The organism is Kitasatospora sp. NPDC088391, from assembly GCF_044753345.1.
In the GTDB taxonomy this organism is placed as follows: domain Bacteria; phylum Actinomycetota; class Actinomycetes; order Streptomycetales; family Streptomycetaceae; genus Kitasatospora.
Map to the genome: position 1 here is coordinate 117,451 of NZ_JBIVNB010000007.1, position 14,670 is coordinate 132,120.

General features: G+C 74.6%; 16 protein-coding genes. 11 read left to right on the forward strand and 5 right to left on the reverse strand.

Annotated features, from left to right (window positions below; translation table 11 throughout):
* Window position 1: 1 nt before the first annotated feature.
* The gene (locus ACIQBJ_RS21785) at window positions 2-862 is read left to right on the forward strand and encodes an ABC transporter permease (protein ID WP_400712866.1); all 861 of its coding nucleotides are present in this window, start codon (window positions 2-4) and stop codon (window positions 860-862) included.
* Between the two features lie 117 nt (window positions 863-979).
* Here the strand turns inward: ACIQBJ_RS21785 and greA are convergent, their stop codons facing one another.
* The gene (greA, locus tag ACIQBJ_RS21790; protein ID WP_400712869.1) at window positions 980-1,477 is read right to left on the reverse strand and encodes a transcription elongation factor GreA; all 498 of its coding nucleotides are present in this window, start codon (window positions 1,475-1,477) and stop codon (window positions 980-982) included.
* A gap of 209 nt (window positions 1,478-1,686) precedes the next feature.
* On the reverse strand, window positions 1,687-2,136 hold the full coding sequence (locus tag ACIQBJ_RS21795; RefSeq protein ID WP_400712872.1) for a DUF4307 domain-containing protein: 450 nt from the start codon (window positions 2,134-2,136) through the stop codon (window positions 1,687-1,689).
* Window positions 2,137-2,298: 162 nt separating this feature from the next.
* On the opposite strand from ACIQBJ_RS21795, the gene mca reads away from it, so the two are divergent.
* The 4 genes from mca (at window position 2,299) to ACIQBJ_RS21815 (ending at window position 6,912) form a co-directional block, all read left to right on the forward strand.
* Window positions 2,299-3,168 carry a mycothiol conjugate amidase Mca gene (gene mca / locus ACIQBJ_RS21800; protein WP_400712875.1) on the forward strand — a complete coding sequence of 290 codons (870 nt, stop codon included), beginning with the start codon at window positions 2,299-2,301 and terminating at the stop codon, window positions 3,166-3,168.
* Between the two features lie 70 nt (window positions 3,169-3,238).
* Window positions 3,239-3,430 carry a hypothetical protein gene (locus ACIQBJ_RS21805; protein ID WP_400712878.1) on the forward strand — a complete coding sequence of 64 codons (192 nt, stop codon included), beginning with the start codon at window positions 3,239-3,241 and terminating at the stop codon, window positions 3,428-3,430.
* A gap of 530 nt (window positions 3,431-3,960) precedes the next feature.
* Window positions 3,961-5,994: a thioredoxin domain-containing protein gene (locus ACIQBJ_RS21810; RefSeq protein WP_400712881.1), complete on the forward strand. Its 2,034-nt coding sequence runs from the start codon at window positions 3,961-3,963 to the stop codon at window positions 5,992-5,994.
* A gap of 63 nt (window positions 5,995-6,057) precedes the next feature.
* Entirely contained in the window at window positions 6,058-6,912 is an 855-nt protein-coding gene (locus ACIQBJ_RS21815) for a GNAT family N-acetyltransferase (protein ID WP_400712884.1), read from the forward strand.
* A 323-nt stretch (window positions 6,913-7,235) separates the two neighbouring features.
* Here the strand turns inward: ACIQBJ_RS21815 and ACIQBJ_RS21820 are convergent, their stop codons facing one another.
* Window positions 7,236-7,745, reverse strand: coding sequence for a MarR family winged helix-turn-helix transcriptional regulator (locus ACIQBJ_RS21820; protein ID WP_400712887.1), 510 nt, complete (start codon window positions 7,743-7,745; stop codon window positions 7,236-7,238).
* 76 nt (window positions 7,746-7,821) lie between these two features.
* Between ACIQBJ_RS21820 and ACIQBJ_RS21825 the strand changes: the two genes are divergently transcribed.
* Together ACIQBJ_RS21825 and ACIQBJ_RS21830 are read left to right on the forward strand one after the other, a co-directional pair.
* Window positions 7,822-8,523: a DUF4386 domain-containing protein gene (locus ACIQBJ_RS21825; protein WP_400712890.1), complete on the forward strand. Its 702-nt coding sequence runs from the start codon at window positions 7,822-7,824 to the stop codon at window positions 8,521-8,523.
* Window positions 8,524-8,621: 98 nt separating this feature from the next.
* The gene (locus tag ACIQBJ_RS21830; protein WP_400712893.1) at window positions 8,622-9,386 is read left to right on the forward strand and encodes an SDR family NAD(P)-dependent oxidoreductase; all 765 of its coding nucleotides are present in this window, start codon (window positions 8,622-8,624) and stop codon (window positions 9,384-9,386) included.
* A gap of 18 nt (window positions 9,387-9,404) precedes the next feature.
* On the opposite strand, the gene ACIQBJ_RS21835 is transcribed toward ACIQBJ_RS21830, so the two are convergent.
* Complete coding sequence (locus tag ACIQBJ_RS21835; protein ID WP_400712896.1) at window positions 9,405-10,337, reverse strand: hypothetical protein; 933 nt, start codon at window positions 10,335-10,337, stop codon at window positions 9,405-9,407.
* 240 nt (window positions 10,338-10,577) lie between these two features.
* Here ACIQBJ_RS21835 and ACIQBJ_RS21840 point away from each other — a divergent pair, with 240 nt between their 5' ends.
* Both ACIQBJ_RS21840 and ACIQBJ_RS21845 read left to right on the forward strand, forming a co-directional pair.
* Window positions 10,578-11,219: a papain-like cysteine protease family protein gene (locus ACIQBJ_RS21840; RefSeq protein ID WP_400712899.1), complete on the forward strand. Its 642-nt coding sequence runs from the start codon at window positions 10,578-10,580 to the stop codon at window positions 11,217-11,219.
* Between the two features lie 11 nt (window positions 11,220-11,230).
* The gene (locus ACIQBJ_RS21845) at window positions 11,231-12,064 is read left to right on the forward strand and encodes a hypothetical protein (RefSeq protein WP_400712902.1); all 834 of its coding nucleotides are present in this window, start codon (window positions 11,231-11,233) and stop codon (window positions 12,062-12,064) included.
* Between the two features lie 85 nt (window positions 12,065-12,149).
* On the opposite strand, the gene ACIQBJ_RS21850 is transcribed toward ACIQBJ_RS21845, so the two are convergent.
* Window positions 12,150-13,100 (reverse strand): GlxA family transcriptional regulator, encoded by a 951-nt coding sequence (locus tag ACIQBJ_RS21850; RefSeq protein WP_400712905.1) that lies wholly within the window; start codon window positions 13,098-13,100, stop codon window positions 12,150-12,152.
* 159 nt (window positions 13,101-13,259) lie between these two features.
* On the opposite strand from ACIQBJ_RS21850, the gene ACIQBJ_RS21855 reads away from it, so the two are divergent.
* Both ACIQBJ_RS21855 and ACIQBJ_RS21860 read left to right on the forward strand, forming a co-directional pair.
* Entirely contained in the window at window positions 13,260-14,192 is a 933-nt protein-coding gene (locus ACIQBJ_RS21855; RefSeq protein WP_400713584.1) for an NADP-dependent oxidoreductase, read from the forward strand.
* A gap of 201 nt (window positions 14,193-14,393) precedes the next feature.
* Window positions 14,394-14,663 carry a hypothetical protein gene (locus ACIQBJ_RS21860; RefSeq protein WP_400712908.1) on the forward strand — a complete coding sequence of 90 codons (270 nt, stop codon included), beginning with the start codon at window positions 14,394-14,396 and terminating at the stop codon, window positions 14,661-14,663.
* Window positions 14,664-14,670: the final 7 nt, after the last annotated feature.

Genomic DNA, 14,670 nt, shown 5'->3' on the forward strand with positions numbered 1-14,670 from the left:
GATGACCACCGCCAGCACCGGGGGCGCCATCGGCGGCCTCCCCGTCGCCCCGCGCCGCGGCGTCGCCGCGACCGTCCACGACTCCTGGGTGGTCGCCAAGCGCAACCTGCGCCGGATGACCCGCATCCCCGAGATCGTCGTGTTCGGACTCATGCAGCCGGTCATGTTCGTGCTGCTGTTCTCGTACGTGATGGGCGGCGCCATCGCCATCCCCGGCGCCCAGCCCAGCCACGACGTGTACATCGAGTACCTGATGGCGGGCATCTTCGCCCAGACCGTCACCTTCGCCGTCGCCGGCGCCTCGGCCGGCATCGCGGAGGACATGACCAAGGGCCTGGTCGACCGGTTCCGCTCGCTGCCGATGGCCCGCGCCGCCGTCCTCACCGGCCGCACCCTGGCCGACCTGGTCCAGACGGCGTTCACCGTCGTCGTGCTCGCCCTGGTCGCGCTGCTGGTCGGCTGGCGCATCCACGACGGCTTCCTGAAGGCGCTCGGCGCGTTCGGCCTGCTGCTCCTGCTCGGCTACGCCTTCTCCTGGATCGGCGCGCTGATCGGCCTGTCCGTGCGCAGCCCCGAGGCCGCCACCTCGGCCGGCCTGATCTGGCTGTTCCCGCTGACGTTCATCTCCAACGCCTTCGTCCCGGTCAGCTCGATGCCGAGCTGGCTCCAGCCGATCGCCTACTGGAACCCGTTCTCCGCCACCGTGCAGGCCTGCCGCAGCCTGTTCGGCAACCAGATCGGCCCGGTGCCGGACTCCTGGCCGATGCAGCACGCCGCCCTGGTGTCGGTGGTCTGGTCGCTGCTCATCACGGCCGTCTTCTCCTGGCTCTCGGTGCGCAAGTACCGCCGCGCGGCCGGCTGACGGAGCGTCGGGCCCGGGCCGGAAACGGCGAACGGGCCCGACGCCCCGGCCGGAAACGGCGGACGGCCGCTCCCCCCCCCCGGGGGAGCGGCCGTCCGCCGTGCGCGCGGCGGGGCGTCAGCCGGAGAACGGCTTCGCGTCGATGATCTTCACGCCGGCCTTCTTGCCGTTCGGCAGCTCGTAGCGGGCGTCCTCGCCCACCGACTTGCCGATGATGGCCTTGCCCAGCGGCGACTGCGGGGAGTACACGTCGATGTCGCCGTCGGTGACCTCGCGGGAGGCCAGCAGGAACTCCATGGTGTCGTCCAGGTCGCCGTCGAACGCCACCTTCACCACCATGCCGGGGGCCACCACGCCGGAGTCCGCCGGGGCCTCGCCGACCTTCGCGCGCTCCAGCAGCTGGCTCAGCTGGCGGATCCGGGCCTCGGTCTTGCCCTGCTCGTCCTTGGCCGCGTGGTAGCCGGCGTTCTCCTTGAGGTCGCCCTCCTCGCGCGCCGCCTCGATCTTCTTGGCGATCTCGATCCGCCACGGACCGGTGAGGTGGTCGAACTCGGCCTTGAGCTTGTTGTAGTGGTCCTGAGTGAGCCAGGTCACGTCATCGTTGGTCTGGGTCACAGGGTGCTCCTCGTCGGTGCTGGCGCGGCCGCGCGGGTGGAACGCGGCAGTGGTCGATTCTTTCGGCAGATGCAAAGCAACGCCCGCTTCCGTACCGAAGGGTGCGGAAGGGGCGAAACCACGAGCCTAACAAGTTCCCGGCGCAGGCGGGAGTGCCTGCGGGCAGTGCGGGCCGGGTGCCTTCGAAAGGGTGACCGCGGCGCGGGGCGCTACTTGCCGTCGGGGGTGCAGCCGAGCAGTTCGGCGGTGGTGCCGCGGGCGGTGGTGCGGAGCGTGACCACCTTGACCCAGGAGTCGCCCTCGGCCGGGACCTGGAAGTCCGACTGGCCGACCACCGCGCCGTCCGCGCCCTGCGAGCGGACGGTGCACACCCCGCCGGTGCCCGCGCTCTTGCGCACCGACAGTTGCAGCTGCACCTCGGTGTCGGAGACCGCCTGGAAGGTCGGCACCGTCCCGTTCAGCGCCGTCTCGCGCAGCAGGTACGAGCCGCCCAGCCAGCCGATCAGGCCCAGGAACAGCACCCCGCACACCACGGCGGCGACCCGCAGCCGGCGGTCCGCGGCCCGGTCGTCGGCGCGGCCGTACCGGCCGGCCGGCACGGCGCCCGACGGGGCGGCGGGGGCGGCCTCCGGCGGCACGGGCGTAGGGCTGTGGTCCATGGTGCGGCTCGGTCCTTTCGCGGAGGGGCGGTTCGTCCTCCGGTGGGAATGGACGCGCCCTTCAGTCCGTCACTATAGGAGGGTCACATCCGCGCCGGAGCCGGCGGGGGAGCCGGCCCGGCGAAGCGGACAGAACCACCTGTACCTGAAGGGGACCAGGCGTTGAGCGAGCAGTTGCGTTTGATGGCGGTGCACGCGCACCCGGACGACGAGTCCAGCAAGGGCGCCGCCACCATGGCGATGTACGTGTCGCAGGGGGTGGAGGTCCTGGTCGCCACGTGCACCGGCGGCGAGCGGGGTTCGATCCTCAACCCCAAGCTGCAGGGCGACCCGTGGGTCGAGGAGAACATCCACGAGGTGCGCCGCAAGGAGATGGACGCGGCCCGGGAGATCCTGGGCGTCCAGCAGGCGTGGCTCGGCTACGTCGACTCGGGCCTCCCGGAGGGCGACCCGCTGCCCCCGCTGCCCGAGGGGTGCTTCGCGCTGGAGGAGGTCGAGGTCGCGGCCGGCGCGCTGGTCAAGCTGATCCGCGAGTTCCGCCCGCACGTGGTCACCACGTACGACGAGAACGGCGGCTACCCGCACCCCGACCACATCATGACCCACAAGATCACCATGGCGGCCTTCGACGCCGCCGGCGACCCGGACGCCTACCCGGAGGCCGGTGAGCCCTGGCAGCCGTCCAAGCTCTACTACAACCACGGCTTCCCGATGGGCCGCATCCGCGCCCTGCACGCCTACCTCACCGAGCACGGCGAGGACTCGCCGTACGGCGAGTGGATCGAGGGCTGGGAGAAGTCCGGGCGGACCGAGCGCGAGATCACCAGCCGGATCGAGTGCGCGGACTTCTTCGAGATCCGCGACAAGGCGCTGATCGCGCACGCCACCCAGATCGACCCCGACGGGCCCTGGTTCCGGGTGCCGATCGACGTCCAGCGCGAGGTCTGGCCGACCGAGGACTACGAACTCGCCAAGTCCCTGGTCCCCACCGACCTCCCGGAGACCGACCTCTTCGCCGGCCTCCGCAAGTAACCACCGCACCACCCCCCCCGTACCACCCCCCGGTGACCCGGCCGCCCTAAGGCCGGGTCACCATGGAGGAATGAGCACCCCCGTGAACCCCACCCAGCTCGCCGCCGCCCTGGCCCTCGACGAAACCAAGGTCACCCCCGGCCTGCTCGGCTTCGTCGTCTTCGCGGCGCTCGGCATCGCCACCTGGTTCCTCCTGAAGTCCATGAACGCCCGCTTCAAGAAGATCGACTTCGCCGAGCAGCCCGACCGCGAGGACGACTGAGGACGACTGACCGGGTGCTCCGGGGCCTCGGCCCTGCCGCGGGTCCGGGGCGGCGAGGTGGTTCCTCACGGTGCCGGGGGAGGGGAACAGGGCCTCGGTGGTCTCGGAACCGGTGTCGCCACGGGCGACCGGGCGGGCGATCTCGGTCTCGCGGGAGGCAGGGGGTTCAGCTCGCGCAGCAGCCGGACGGTGACCTGCGGCCTGATCAGGGCGCCCCGCCATCACCGAGCGGCCAGCCTCCGCCGGGAGCGCTTGAGCAGGAAGCCGCAGGCACCGTCGCGCAGCGCGGCGTGCACGTACTCGTCCAGGTCGAAGGCCGTCAGTCACCACGACCCCCCGGAGCGACCCCACCGCCACCCGGTAGGCCGTCGCGCTGACCTCCCGCTCCAGTTCGAGCCGCTGGCCGCGGCGCCCCACCTGCCCCCACTGCCGTCCCCGCCGAATCCGCCACCGCCCGACCCGCCCGGAACCCCGGCGTGTTCGGCGGGAGGGGCTTCGCGCGACGCCGGGTCGTTGGAATACTTGTCCGCATGGTGAACCGCCTGGCCGATGCCACGTCCCCGTACCTGCAGCAGCACGCCGACAACCCCGTGGACTGGTGGGAGTGGGGGCCGGAGGCGTTCGCGGAGGCGGCGCGGCGGGGAGTGCCGGTGCTGCTGTCCGTCGGCTATGCGGCTTGTCACTGGTGTCATGTGATGGCGCACGAGTCGTTCGAGGACGAGGCGGTGGCCGGGTACCTGAACGAGCGGTTCGTGGCGGTGAAGGTCGACCGGGAGGAGCGGCCGGACGTCGACGCGGTGTACATGGAGGCGGTGCAGGCGGCGACCGGGCAGGGCGGGTGGCCGATGACGGTGTTCCTGACGCCGGAGCAGGAGCCGTTCTACTTCGGGACGTACTTCCCGCCGGAGCCGCGGCACGGGATGCCCTCGTTCCGGCAGGTGCTGGAGGGTGTGGGGAAGGCCTGGACGGAGCGGCGCGCGGAGGTCGGTGAGGTCGCCGGGCGGATCGGCCGGGACCTGGCCGAGCGGGCCTCGGTGTACGCGGTCGGGAGCGGACTGGCCGAACTGCCCGGTGAGGACGAACTGCACCGGGCCGTCGTGGAGTTGAGCCGGACGTACGACGAGCGGCGGGGCGGCTTCGGCGGCGCCCCGAAGTTCCCGCCGTCGATGGTGCTGGAGTTCCTGCTCCGCCACCACGCGCGGACCGGTTCCGAGGCCGCGCTGCAGATGGTGGAGCGGACCTGCGCGGCGATGGCCCGCGGCGGGATCTACGACCAGCTCGGCGGCGGCTTCGCCCGCTACGCGGTGGACGCCACCTGGACGGTGCCGCACTTCGAGAAGATGCTGTACGACAACGCGCTGCTGCTGCGGGTGTACCTGCACCTGTGGCGGGCCACCGGCGAGGAGCTGCCCCGCCGGGTCGCGCTGGAGACCGCCGACTTCCTGCTGCGCGAACTGCGCACCCCCGAGGGCGGGTTCGCCTCCGCGCTGGACGCCGACTCGCTGGACCCGGAACGCGGGAAGAACGCCGAGGGCGCGTACTACGCCTGGACGCCCGGGCAGTTGGAGGAGGCGCTGGGGGCGGCGGACGCCGCCCGCGCCGTCGAACTCTTCGACGTCACCGGCACGTTCGAGCACGGCAGCTCGGTACTGCAGCTGCCGGCGGACCCGCGGGACACCGCGGAGTACGAGGAGATCCGGCGGCGGCTGTTCGAGGCCCGGGCGCAGCGCCCCGCCCCCGCCCGGGACGACAAGGTGGTCGCGGCCTGGAACGGCCTGGCGATCGCCGCCCTCGCCGAGGCCGGCGCCCTGCTGGAGCGCCCCGACCTGGTCGAGGCCGCCGAGCGCGCCGCCGACCTGCTGGTCGCCGTCCACTTCACCGCCGACGGCCGGGTGCTGCGCACCTCCCGGGACGGCCGGGCCGGGGCCAACGCGGGCGTCCTGGAGGACTACGCCGACGTCGCCGAGGGCTTCCTCGCGCTGTACGCGGTCGGCGGTGAGGCGTCCTGGCTGCAACTGGCCGGCGAACTCCTCGACCTGGTGCTGCTGCACTTCACCGACGAGAAGTCCGGCGCGCTGTACGACACCGCCGACGACGCCGAGCAGCTGATCCGCCGCCCGCAGGACCCCACCGACAACGCCGCCCCGTCCGGCTGGAGCGCCGCCGCCGCGGCCCTGCTCACGTACGCCGGGTACACCGGCTCGGACCGCCACCGCACCGCCGCCGAACGGGCGTTGGGCATCGTCTCCACCCTCGGCACCCGCGCCCCCCGGTTCACCGGCTGGGGCCTCGCCGCCGCCGAGGCCCTGCTCGACGGCCCGCGCGAGGTCGCGGTCGTCGGCGCCGACGGCGATCCGCGCCGCGCCGCCCTGCACCTGGCCGCGCTGCGCTCCACCGCCCCCGGCGCGGTCGTCGCGGTCGGCGCCCCCGGCGACACCGAGGTCCCGCTGCTGGCCGACCGCCCGCTGCTCGACGGGCAGGCCGCCGCGTACGTCTGCCGGCACTTCGTCTGCGAACGCCCCACCGGCGACGCGGCCGAACTGGAGCAGCGCCTGCGCGACTGACCCCGCCCCGCCGGGCCGCCGCAAACGGGTGGCCCGGCCGGACGGGGTGGGGGAGGATGCGGCATGAGCTGGACGCTGACCACATCCCTGGACGAATTCCGCACCGCGGCAGGCGCCTTCCTGGCGGCCGACCCCGCCGGGAACACGGTGCTCCTCACCATCCTCGACCGCCTCGGCCGGGACGGGCCGCACGTCTACGGCGAGCAGGCGCCGCGCTTCGGCTGGTGGCGGGAGCCGGACGGCACCGTCACCGGCGCCACCCTGCGCACCCCGCCGTACGGGCAGCGCCTCGGCCGGATGCCCGTCGCGGCCGCCGGGGAACTCGCCCGGATCATCGCCGCCGAGCCCGAGCAGCCCGCCGACGTCGCGGGCGGCCGCGAGGTGGTGCTCGCCTACGCCGCCGAACAGACCCGGGCCGGCGGCCGGCAGTGGTCGGTCGAGTCCAACGAACGGCTCTACCGGCTGGGCGAGTTGACGCCGCCGCAGACCCCGCCGGCCGGGCGGGCGCGACTCGCCGGGCCGGCGGACGCCGAACTGGTCACACGCTGGCTCGGCGATTTCTGCGTCGAGGCCGGAGTCATGTCGCCCGCGGACCTGCGGGCCGACGCCGAGCAGCGGATCGCCGCCGGCACCCTGCTGCTCTGGGAGACGGACGGCGCGGCCGGGATCACCGCGCTGGCCGGAGCGAGCCCGGTGGTCGCCGGGATGTCCCGGATCGGGCCGGTCTACACGCCGCGCGAGCAGCGCGGGCGGGGGTACGCGAGCGCGCTGACGGCCGCCGCGTCGGCGCAGGCCCGGGAGTGGGGCGCGGCCGAGGTGCTGCTGTTCACCGACCTCGCCAACCCGACCAGCAACGCGATCTACCAGCGCATCGGGTACGTGCCGGTGGGCGACTCCGCGCACGTCGCCTTCTACTGAGGGGAGCTTTCGGCGGCGAAGTATTCGGGGCCCGGAGGACAGTGGGGCGGGCGGTATGGGGCTTTCGCCGAGGGCCTTCGGCCCGAAACGGGGTGGCGCATCGCGGCCCGTCGGCCACCCGCCCCTCGGCACCGCCGTTCCCCGGGCCTCGGAAGAGCAGAACCCGGCGGGCCCGGGAAGAGCAGAACCCGGCGGGCCCGGGAAGAGCAGAACCCGGCGGGCCCGGGAAGAGCAGAACCCGGCGGGCCCGGGAAGAGCAGAGCCCCGCGGGCCCGGGAAGGAGCTTCGCTCCCGCGCGGGCCCGGCGGGCCCCTGGAGGCGGGTCAGTGGGTGCGCACGTGGCGGTAGCCCGGGTGGATGCCCGGGGTGAGGCCCTGTTGGGTGGCGATGCGGCCCAACAGGGCGGTGAGTTGGGCGTGTTCCTCGGGGGTGAGGGACTGGGTGGTGTCCTGTTCGTGGGCGAGGGCGGCCTCGCGGAGGCGGGCGAGGAGGGCGAGGCCGTCCTCGGTGAGGTGCAGCGCGTAGAGGCGTCGGTCCTCCGTGTTGCGGCGGCGTTCGATCAGGCCGCGCTGTTCCAGGCCGTCCGCGAAGGGGACGAAGCGGCTGGGCGGCATGCCCAGCGCGTCCGCGAGTTCGCGTTGGCTGCGCCCGGGCTGCTGGACGAGCAGGCGGAGCAGGCCGGCCTGGGCGGGGGTGAGGTCGAGGGCGGCGATCCGTTCGGCGAAGCGGTCGGCGGCGTGGGCGCCGAGCTGGGCCAGTAGGAAGGCCGAGCCGCCGGGGCGGGGGGCCTGGTGGTCCGCGCCCGCTGCACTCTCTGCGCTCTCCGTACTCATGGCGACATCGTACCCGTTTGACAATCGTTCCACCGTGTAATCATTATCTTGGGTATATCGATGACCGGGAGGAACCATGAGTGCCACCGCTCCGACCCGCCCCGCCGCGGGCGCCCGCCGTCCGCAGACCGGACCGCCGCTGCTCGCGCCGGCGATCGCCACCGTGGCGCTGACGATCGCCTACACGGTGGTCAACCGGGCCACCCCGCACCCGGACGCCACGGGGGCGGAGGTGGTGCGGTACGCCCAGGAGCACGGCGGCGCGGCGAAGTTGGGCGCGCTGCTGCTGCTCGCGGCCGCCGTCCCGCTGGCGCTGTGCGCGGCCGTGCTCTACCGGCGGCTGCGGGCGCTCGGGATCACCGCGCCGGGGTCGGCGATCACCCTGGTGGGCGGGGTGCTGGCGGCGGGGGCGCTGGTGCTGAGCGCCGCCGCGGGCTGGGCCGGGGCCCGGCTGGCCGCGGACGCGCCGCCCGCGTTGGGCCGGGCGCTCGCGGACGTCTCGTTCCTGGCCGGCGGGCCCGCGTACGCCGCCGGGTTCGCGCTGCTGGTCGCGGGGGTGTCGGTCTCGGCGCTGCTGGCCGGGCTGCTGCCCCGGGGCGTGACCTGGTCCGGCCTGGTGGTGGCCGCCGCCGGGATGCTGGCGCTGCTCGCCCTGGTGGTGGACGGCTTCCTGTACCTGCTGCCGGTGGTCCGGTTCGGCGGGGCGATCTGGCTGCTCTGCGCGGCCGCGCTGTTGCCCGTCAGCCGCCGCCGCTCGCACGACCCGCACGACAGTTGAGCCCGACACAGGGCGCCCCACAGGGTGCCCGGAAGAGCACCCGACAGAGCACCGAACAGAGCACAGAACAGAGCACCCAACAGAGGGAGTTGATCGTGATGACCGGAAACTACCCGGAGCTGCGCGGCCGGACGGTCGTGGTGACCGGCGGTTCGCGCGGGATCGGCGCCGAGACGGCGCGGGCGTTCGCCGCACAGGGCGCGGCGGTGTGCGTGGTCGGCCGGGACGAGGCGGCGCTGGCGGCCGTGGTCGCGGGGATCGAGGAGGCGGGCGGCGCCGCGCTGGCGGCGGTGGCCGACGTGACGGACCCGGCGGCGCTGGACGGGGTGCGGCAGTCGGTGGAGGGCTGGTTCGGCCCGGTGGACGTGCTGGCGGCGTTCGCGGGCGGGCAGGGATTCCCGGTGCCCACGGCCGACTTGACGGCGCAGCGCTGGCGCGAGGTGCTGGAGTCCGACCTGACCTCGGCGTTCCTCACCGTGCAGGCGTTCCTGCCGGGGATGCTGGAGCGCGGCTCGGGCAACGTCCTCACCATGTCCTCGGCGGCGGGCCGCCAGCCCAGCGGGGCGAACCTGGCGTACGGGGTGGCCAACGCGGGCGTGGTGATGCTGACCAGGCACCTGGCGACCGAGCTGGGGCCGCACGGCATCCGGGTCAACTGCCTCGCCCCGTCGGCGATCCTGACCGAGCGGGTGCGCGAGCGGATGCCCGCCGAGGTGCAGCGGCGGGTGGCCGGCACCCACCCGCTGGCCCGGCTCGGCACCCCGCGGGACGTGGCCTCGGCCGCGCTGTTCCTGGCCTCCGACGCGGCGGGCTGGCTGACCGGCCTGACCGTCGACGTGGCCGGTGGTCGGATCACCAACTAGTAATAGATCCGAGAGAGTTCACTCCCAGTCCCAGCGCAGGCCGAGCAGGCAGGGCGGCAGGTCGGCGGCCACCAGGTGCGCGCAGTGGTGCCCGTCCAGGGTCAGTTCCTCGATCTCCAGCGCGGACTGCTCGGGGCGGCGCCGCATGAAGCGGTCGCAGCGGACCGGCAGCGCGGCCGGGTCGAAGGTGACCTGCAGGACGTACTGGCCGGCGCCCGCGTTGAAGCCGCGGACGTACTCGCGGCTGGGTTCGGCGGCGGTCGCCTCGTCGAAGCCGTAGCCGAGCAGGTGGGTGTCGCCGGTGCGCAGCCGGCGGTCCAGCAGGAGTTCGGCGACCAGCATGTGGGCGGCGGGGTCGCGGCGGATGCGGCCGGGCCGGCAGTTCTCCTCGGCGCGGACCCGCACCCGGTCGATGTCGCAGCCGGGGTCGCCCTGGTAGATCGCCAGGTAGCGGTCGATGCCGTCCCGGTGCGCGCGCAGCACGTGCTGGGAGTCGCGGCGCTGCAGGCAGCGGTCCGCGCCGACCCGGATGCGCTCGATGTGGGTGACGGTGTGCAGGCCGGTGTCGGGCGGGCCGGACAGCACGGCGAGCAGCCCGTCCACGGCCTCGGCGGGGCTGATCAGGTCCCGGTAGGGGCGGACCGCCGGGCCGGTCGGGTCGGGGGAGGTGCGGCGCGGGCCGAGCAGCCGGGTCAGCGAGTGCTCGGGCAGCTCCAGCACCTCCTCCAGCACCGCGACGGCGCGCAGCGACTCGGCCCGCTCGGGGCGGCGCAGTCCCTGCTGCCAGTAGCTCAGGCTGGTCACCCCGACCCGCACGCCGCGCTGGGCGAGGCGCTGGCGCAGCCGGTGCAGGGCGAGGCCGCGGGCGGCGATCGCGGCCCGCAGGGCGAGGTGGAACGGGCCGGTGCGCAGGGCGAGGGCCAACTCCGGTGGTGCGGGCGGCTGCTGCAAGGGCCACCTCCTCAACTGACCGTGAATATTCACACCTTCCGGCCCCGTTGTCATCGGTCCGGGCGATATCCGCGCTGCCCAGGGCCGTCCCGTTCACACCCGGGGCCGCCCCGTTCACACCCCGCCCCCCGGGCCGGGAACGGCCGTTGACCCACCCGTGTCAACGGCCGGATGCTCGTCCAGCGCGTCCGGACGCCGCCCCCACATCCACTCCTCGCCCCTGCCAGGAGGACCACCCCCATGCCATTCACCCCGATGCGGCTGCGTCGGACGGCCGCCGCGCTCGCCCTGGGCGTCCTCGCCCCGGTGCTGGGCGTCGCGGCCGCCGTCCCCGCCCAGGCCGCCGCCCCCGCCGCCGTCCAGGCCGCCGCCGCCAAGCCCCAGGCCCCCACCCTGGCCGGCACCGCGCACACCCTGAACCTCACCATGCAGGCCCAGCAGCAGACCAACTGGTGCTGGGCGGCCAGCGGCAACACCATCGCCACGTACTACGGCTACACCTACAGCCAGAACCAGTTCTGCAACCTGGCGTTCGGCCGCTCCGTCAACTCCAGCTGCCCGAACAACCAGGCCAGCCTGGGCGACGTGCAGAACGCGCTGTACCGGATCGGCATCAGCACCGGCTCGTACGTCAACGGCTACCTGCGCTACTCCACCGTGCAGACCGAGATCGACAGCGGCCGGCCGGTCGAGACCCGCATCCAGTGGAGCTCCGGCGGCGGCCACATGAACGTGCTCTACGGCTACGACCTCAGCAACAACTGGCTGTACTGGGGCGACCCGTGGCCGTCCAACTACCGCTACAACTGGGGCGACTACAACTACTACGTGAGCAACAGCTCCTTCTCCTGGACCCACTCCCTGTACCGCGTCGGCGCGTGAGGAGCCCCGTCATGAGCAAGCCCTCGATGAGCGGCCGCCTCGCCCGTGCCGCCGCCGCGCTCACCGCGGCCACCGCCCTCGGCCTCGCCGCCGCCCCGTCGGCGCTGGCCGCCGACGGTCCCGCCGCGCTCACCGGCGGGGACCTCGCCGCCGCCCGCGGCGCGACCCAGAACCCGGCCGTACTGGACCAGTTGGGCCACTTCTTCGCCCGCAGGGGCGTGCCGCCCACCCAGTCGCTGGGGATCAGCGCCGCCGACGAGGCGAAGGCCGCGAACGCCGCCGCCCCCCGGCTGGCCGGCGACACCGTGCCGGTCTACACCCTGGACGCCGCCTTCGTGGCGGGCCGCCCCGGGGCGCGGGTCGCCGCGGTCGAGTTCACCGCGACCAAGGCGGTGGCCGCGGACGGGCAGACCGCCTCGGTCTGGACCGCCGAGCAGAACGGCGCCTGGCGGGTCGTCAACATCGCCTCCGGCGGCGACGAGACCGACTACGCGGCCCGGGCCGCCGCCGACGGCGGCACCGCCTTCCGCGAGCCGCAGATCAACGCCTGGTACGAGCTCAAGGACGGCCGGGTCCTGCCGCTGGAGGACTCCGCCCGCCGCTCGGTCGGCGCGCACGGCACCACCGTCGCCGCCTACCAGCAGCTCGTCCACCAGCGGTACGGGGACAAGCTGCCCGGCTCCGCGTACGACGCCTCCGGCAAGGCCGGCGGCTTCCGGGCCGACGCCGCGCCCGCGCCCGACCGCACCACCCCCGCGGTCGCGGCCGGGTCCGTGCTGGGGCTGACCGCCCTGGCCGGCACCGCGATCGGCCTGCGGCGCCGCAAGGTCCGCGTCAAGTACTGAGCGAAGTACTGAGCGGCGGACCCGCGGACGGCGGGGTCGGCCGGCGCCGCCCACAGGGGGCGCCCGGCCGGCCCCGCCGTCCGGTTCAGGCGGACGCCCCCGCGAAGGTGCGCCGGTAGGCCAGCGGGGAGACGCCGATCGCCGCGTGCAGGTGCTGGCGCAGCGAGACCGGGTTGGCGAAGCCGACCCGGGCGGCGACCTGGTCCACCGTCAGGTCGGTCGCCTCCAGCAGTTGGCGGGCCAGCGCGACCCGCTGCCCGGTCAGCCAGCGGCCCGGGCTCTGGCCGGTCTCGTCCTGGAAGCGGCGGGCGAAGGTGCGGGTGCTCATCGCGGCGTGCCGGGCCAGCTCGTCCAGCGGGAGCGGGCGGTGCAGCTGGGTGAGGGCCCACTCGCGGGTCGCGGACGTCCCGGCGGAGCCGCTCGCGGGCACCGGGTGCTCGATGTACTGGGCCTGGCCGCCGTCCCGCCACGGCGGCACCACGCAGAGCCGGGCGGCCCGGTTGGCGACGGCGGCCCCGTGGTCGGCGCGCAGCACGTGCAGGCAGAGGTCGACGCCGGAGGCCGCGCCCGCCGAGGTCAGCAGGTCGCCGTCGTCGACGAACAGCACGTCCGGGTCGAGCCGGACCCGCGGGAACAGCGCGCGGAAGCGGTCGGTGAGCGCCCAGTGGGTGGTGGCGGGGCGGCCGTCCAGCAGACCGGCCGCGGCCAGCACGAAGGCGCCGGTGCAGATCGACAGGACGCGGGTGCCGGGCCGGATCAGCGCCAGCGCGGCGGCGACCGGCGGCGGCAGCTCGGCCCCGGCCAGCGCCGGGGTGAACGGCGGGATCACCACGGTGTCGGCCGCCGCCAGGATCTCCGGGCCGTGCTCGACCCCGATGGTGAAGTCGGCGTCCGAGCGGACCGGCCGCCCGTCCACCGTGCAGGTGGCCAGCTCGTACAGGCCGTCGGTGCTGCCGAACACCCGCCGGGGGATGCCCAGTTCGAACGGGTAGACGCCCTCCAGGGCGAGTACGGCGATCCGGTGCGGAGCGGACACGGCACACCTTCCTGACAGGAATCCATCGGACAGTGGCCATCATGCCACTCGTCGGCCCGCCCCGCCCCCGGCAGGCTGAAGGGCATGACGACCGACACGAAGACCGACACGAAGACCGACCCCGCGACCGGGACGGCGACCGACCCCGCGACCGGGACGATGCGCGCGATCAGCCAGGACGCGCTGGGCGGGCCCGAGGTGCTGAAGGTGGTGGAACTGCCCCGGCCGGTGCCGGGCACCGGCGAGATCCTGGTCCGGGTGGCGGCCGCCGGGCTCAACCCCACCGACTGGAAGCACCGGGCCGGCGGGGGCTTCCTCGGCGCCCCGCCGTTCGTCCTCGGCTGGGACGTGGCGGGCACCGTCGAGGCCGTCGGCTTCGGCGTCACGCTGTTCGCGCCCGGCGACCAGGTGTTCGGCATGCTGCCCTACCCGCACGGGGTCGGCGCGCACGCCGAGTACGCCACCGGCCCGGCCCGGGCCTTCGTCCGCCGGCCCGCCGCCGTCGACACCGTCCAGGCCGGGGCGCTCCCGCTGGCCGCGCTGACGGCCTGGCAGGCGCTGGTCGACACGGCCGGCGTCGGCGCCGGGGACCGGGTGCTGGTGCACGCGGCGGCCGGCGGCGTCGGACACCTCGCGGTGCAGATCGCCAAGGCCCGCGGCGCGTACGTGATCGGGACGGCCAGCGCCGCCAAGCACGCGTTCCTGCGCGGCCTCGGCGCCGACGAGGTGATCGACTACCGGGAGACCGACTTCGCCGCGGCGGTCCGCGACGTCGACGTGGTGCTGGACACCGTCGGCGGCGCCTACCAGCTGCGCTCGCTGGCCACGCTGCGCCCCGGCGGGCTGCTGGTGTCGATCCTGCCGTTCCCGGTCGAGGGACTGGCCGAGGAGGCGGCCCGGCTGGGCGTGCGCACCGCGATGATGCTGGTGGAGGCCGACCGGGCCGGGATGGCGGCGGTCGCCGACCTCGCGGAGCGCGGGCTGCTGCGGGCCGAGATCGCCGGGACCTTCCCGCTCGCCGGGGCGGCGGAGGCGCACGCGCTCGGCGACACCGGCCGGACCACCGGCAAGCTGGTGCTGCTGGCCGACTGACCGGCCGCGGGGTCGCGGTTCCCGGCGGCGGCGGCCGGTCCGCGCCGGGAACCGGAGGAGGGGATGTGCGATCCCCACCACTGGTGTTGACGCGATGTTGATCCCCCGTTCGCCCCCGCCGGGTGCTGAACATGTCACTGTAGGCGGGAAGTTCTCTGACGACCTGTCAGAAGACCTGTCGGCCGGCGGGAGGTTCAGTCGATGGAGTACGGTGCGGCGCGTTTCTGGAGCGGCGTGGTCGGTGTGCTGGCCGCGCTGGCCGTCATCGCGGGGTACCTGGTCGGGGGCGCCCGGCTGGTCTGGGTGGTCTCCGCGGTCGAGGTGCTGGCCGTGATGGCCTGGGTGGCCTACCGGTTCCGGGGCCGCGCGCACCAGCGGACGGCGGGCGAGGGGCCCGACGCCGCGCACTGCGAGCGCTGCCGCCGGGCCCGCCTCCGGCTGGAGGGCCGGGCCCAGCCCGTCCGGTACTGAGCGGCCC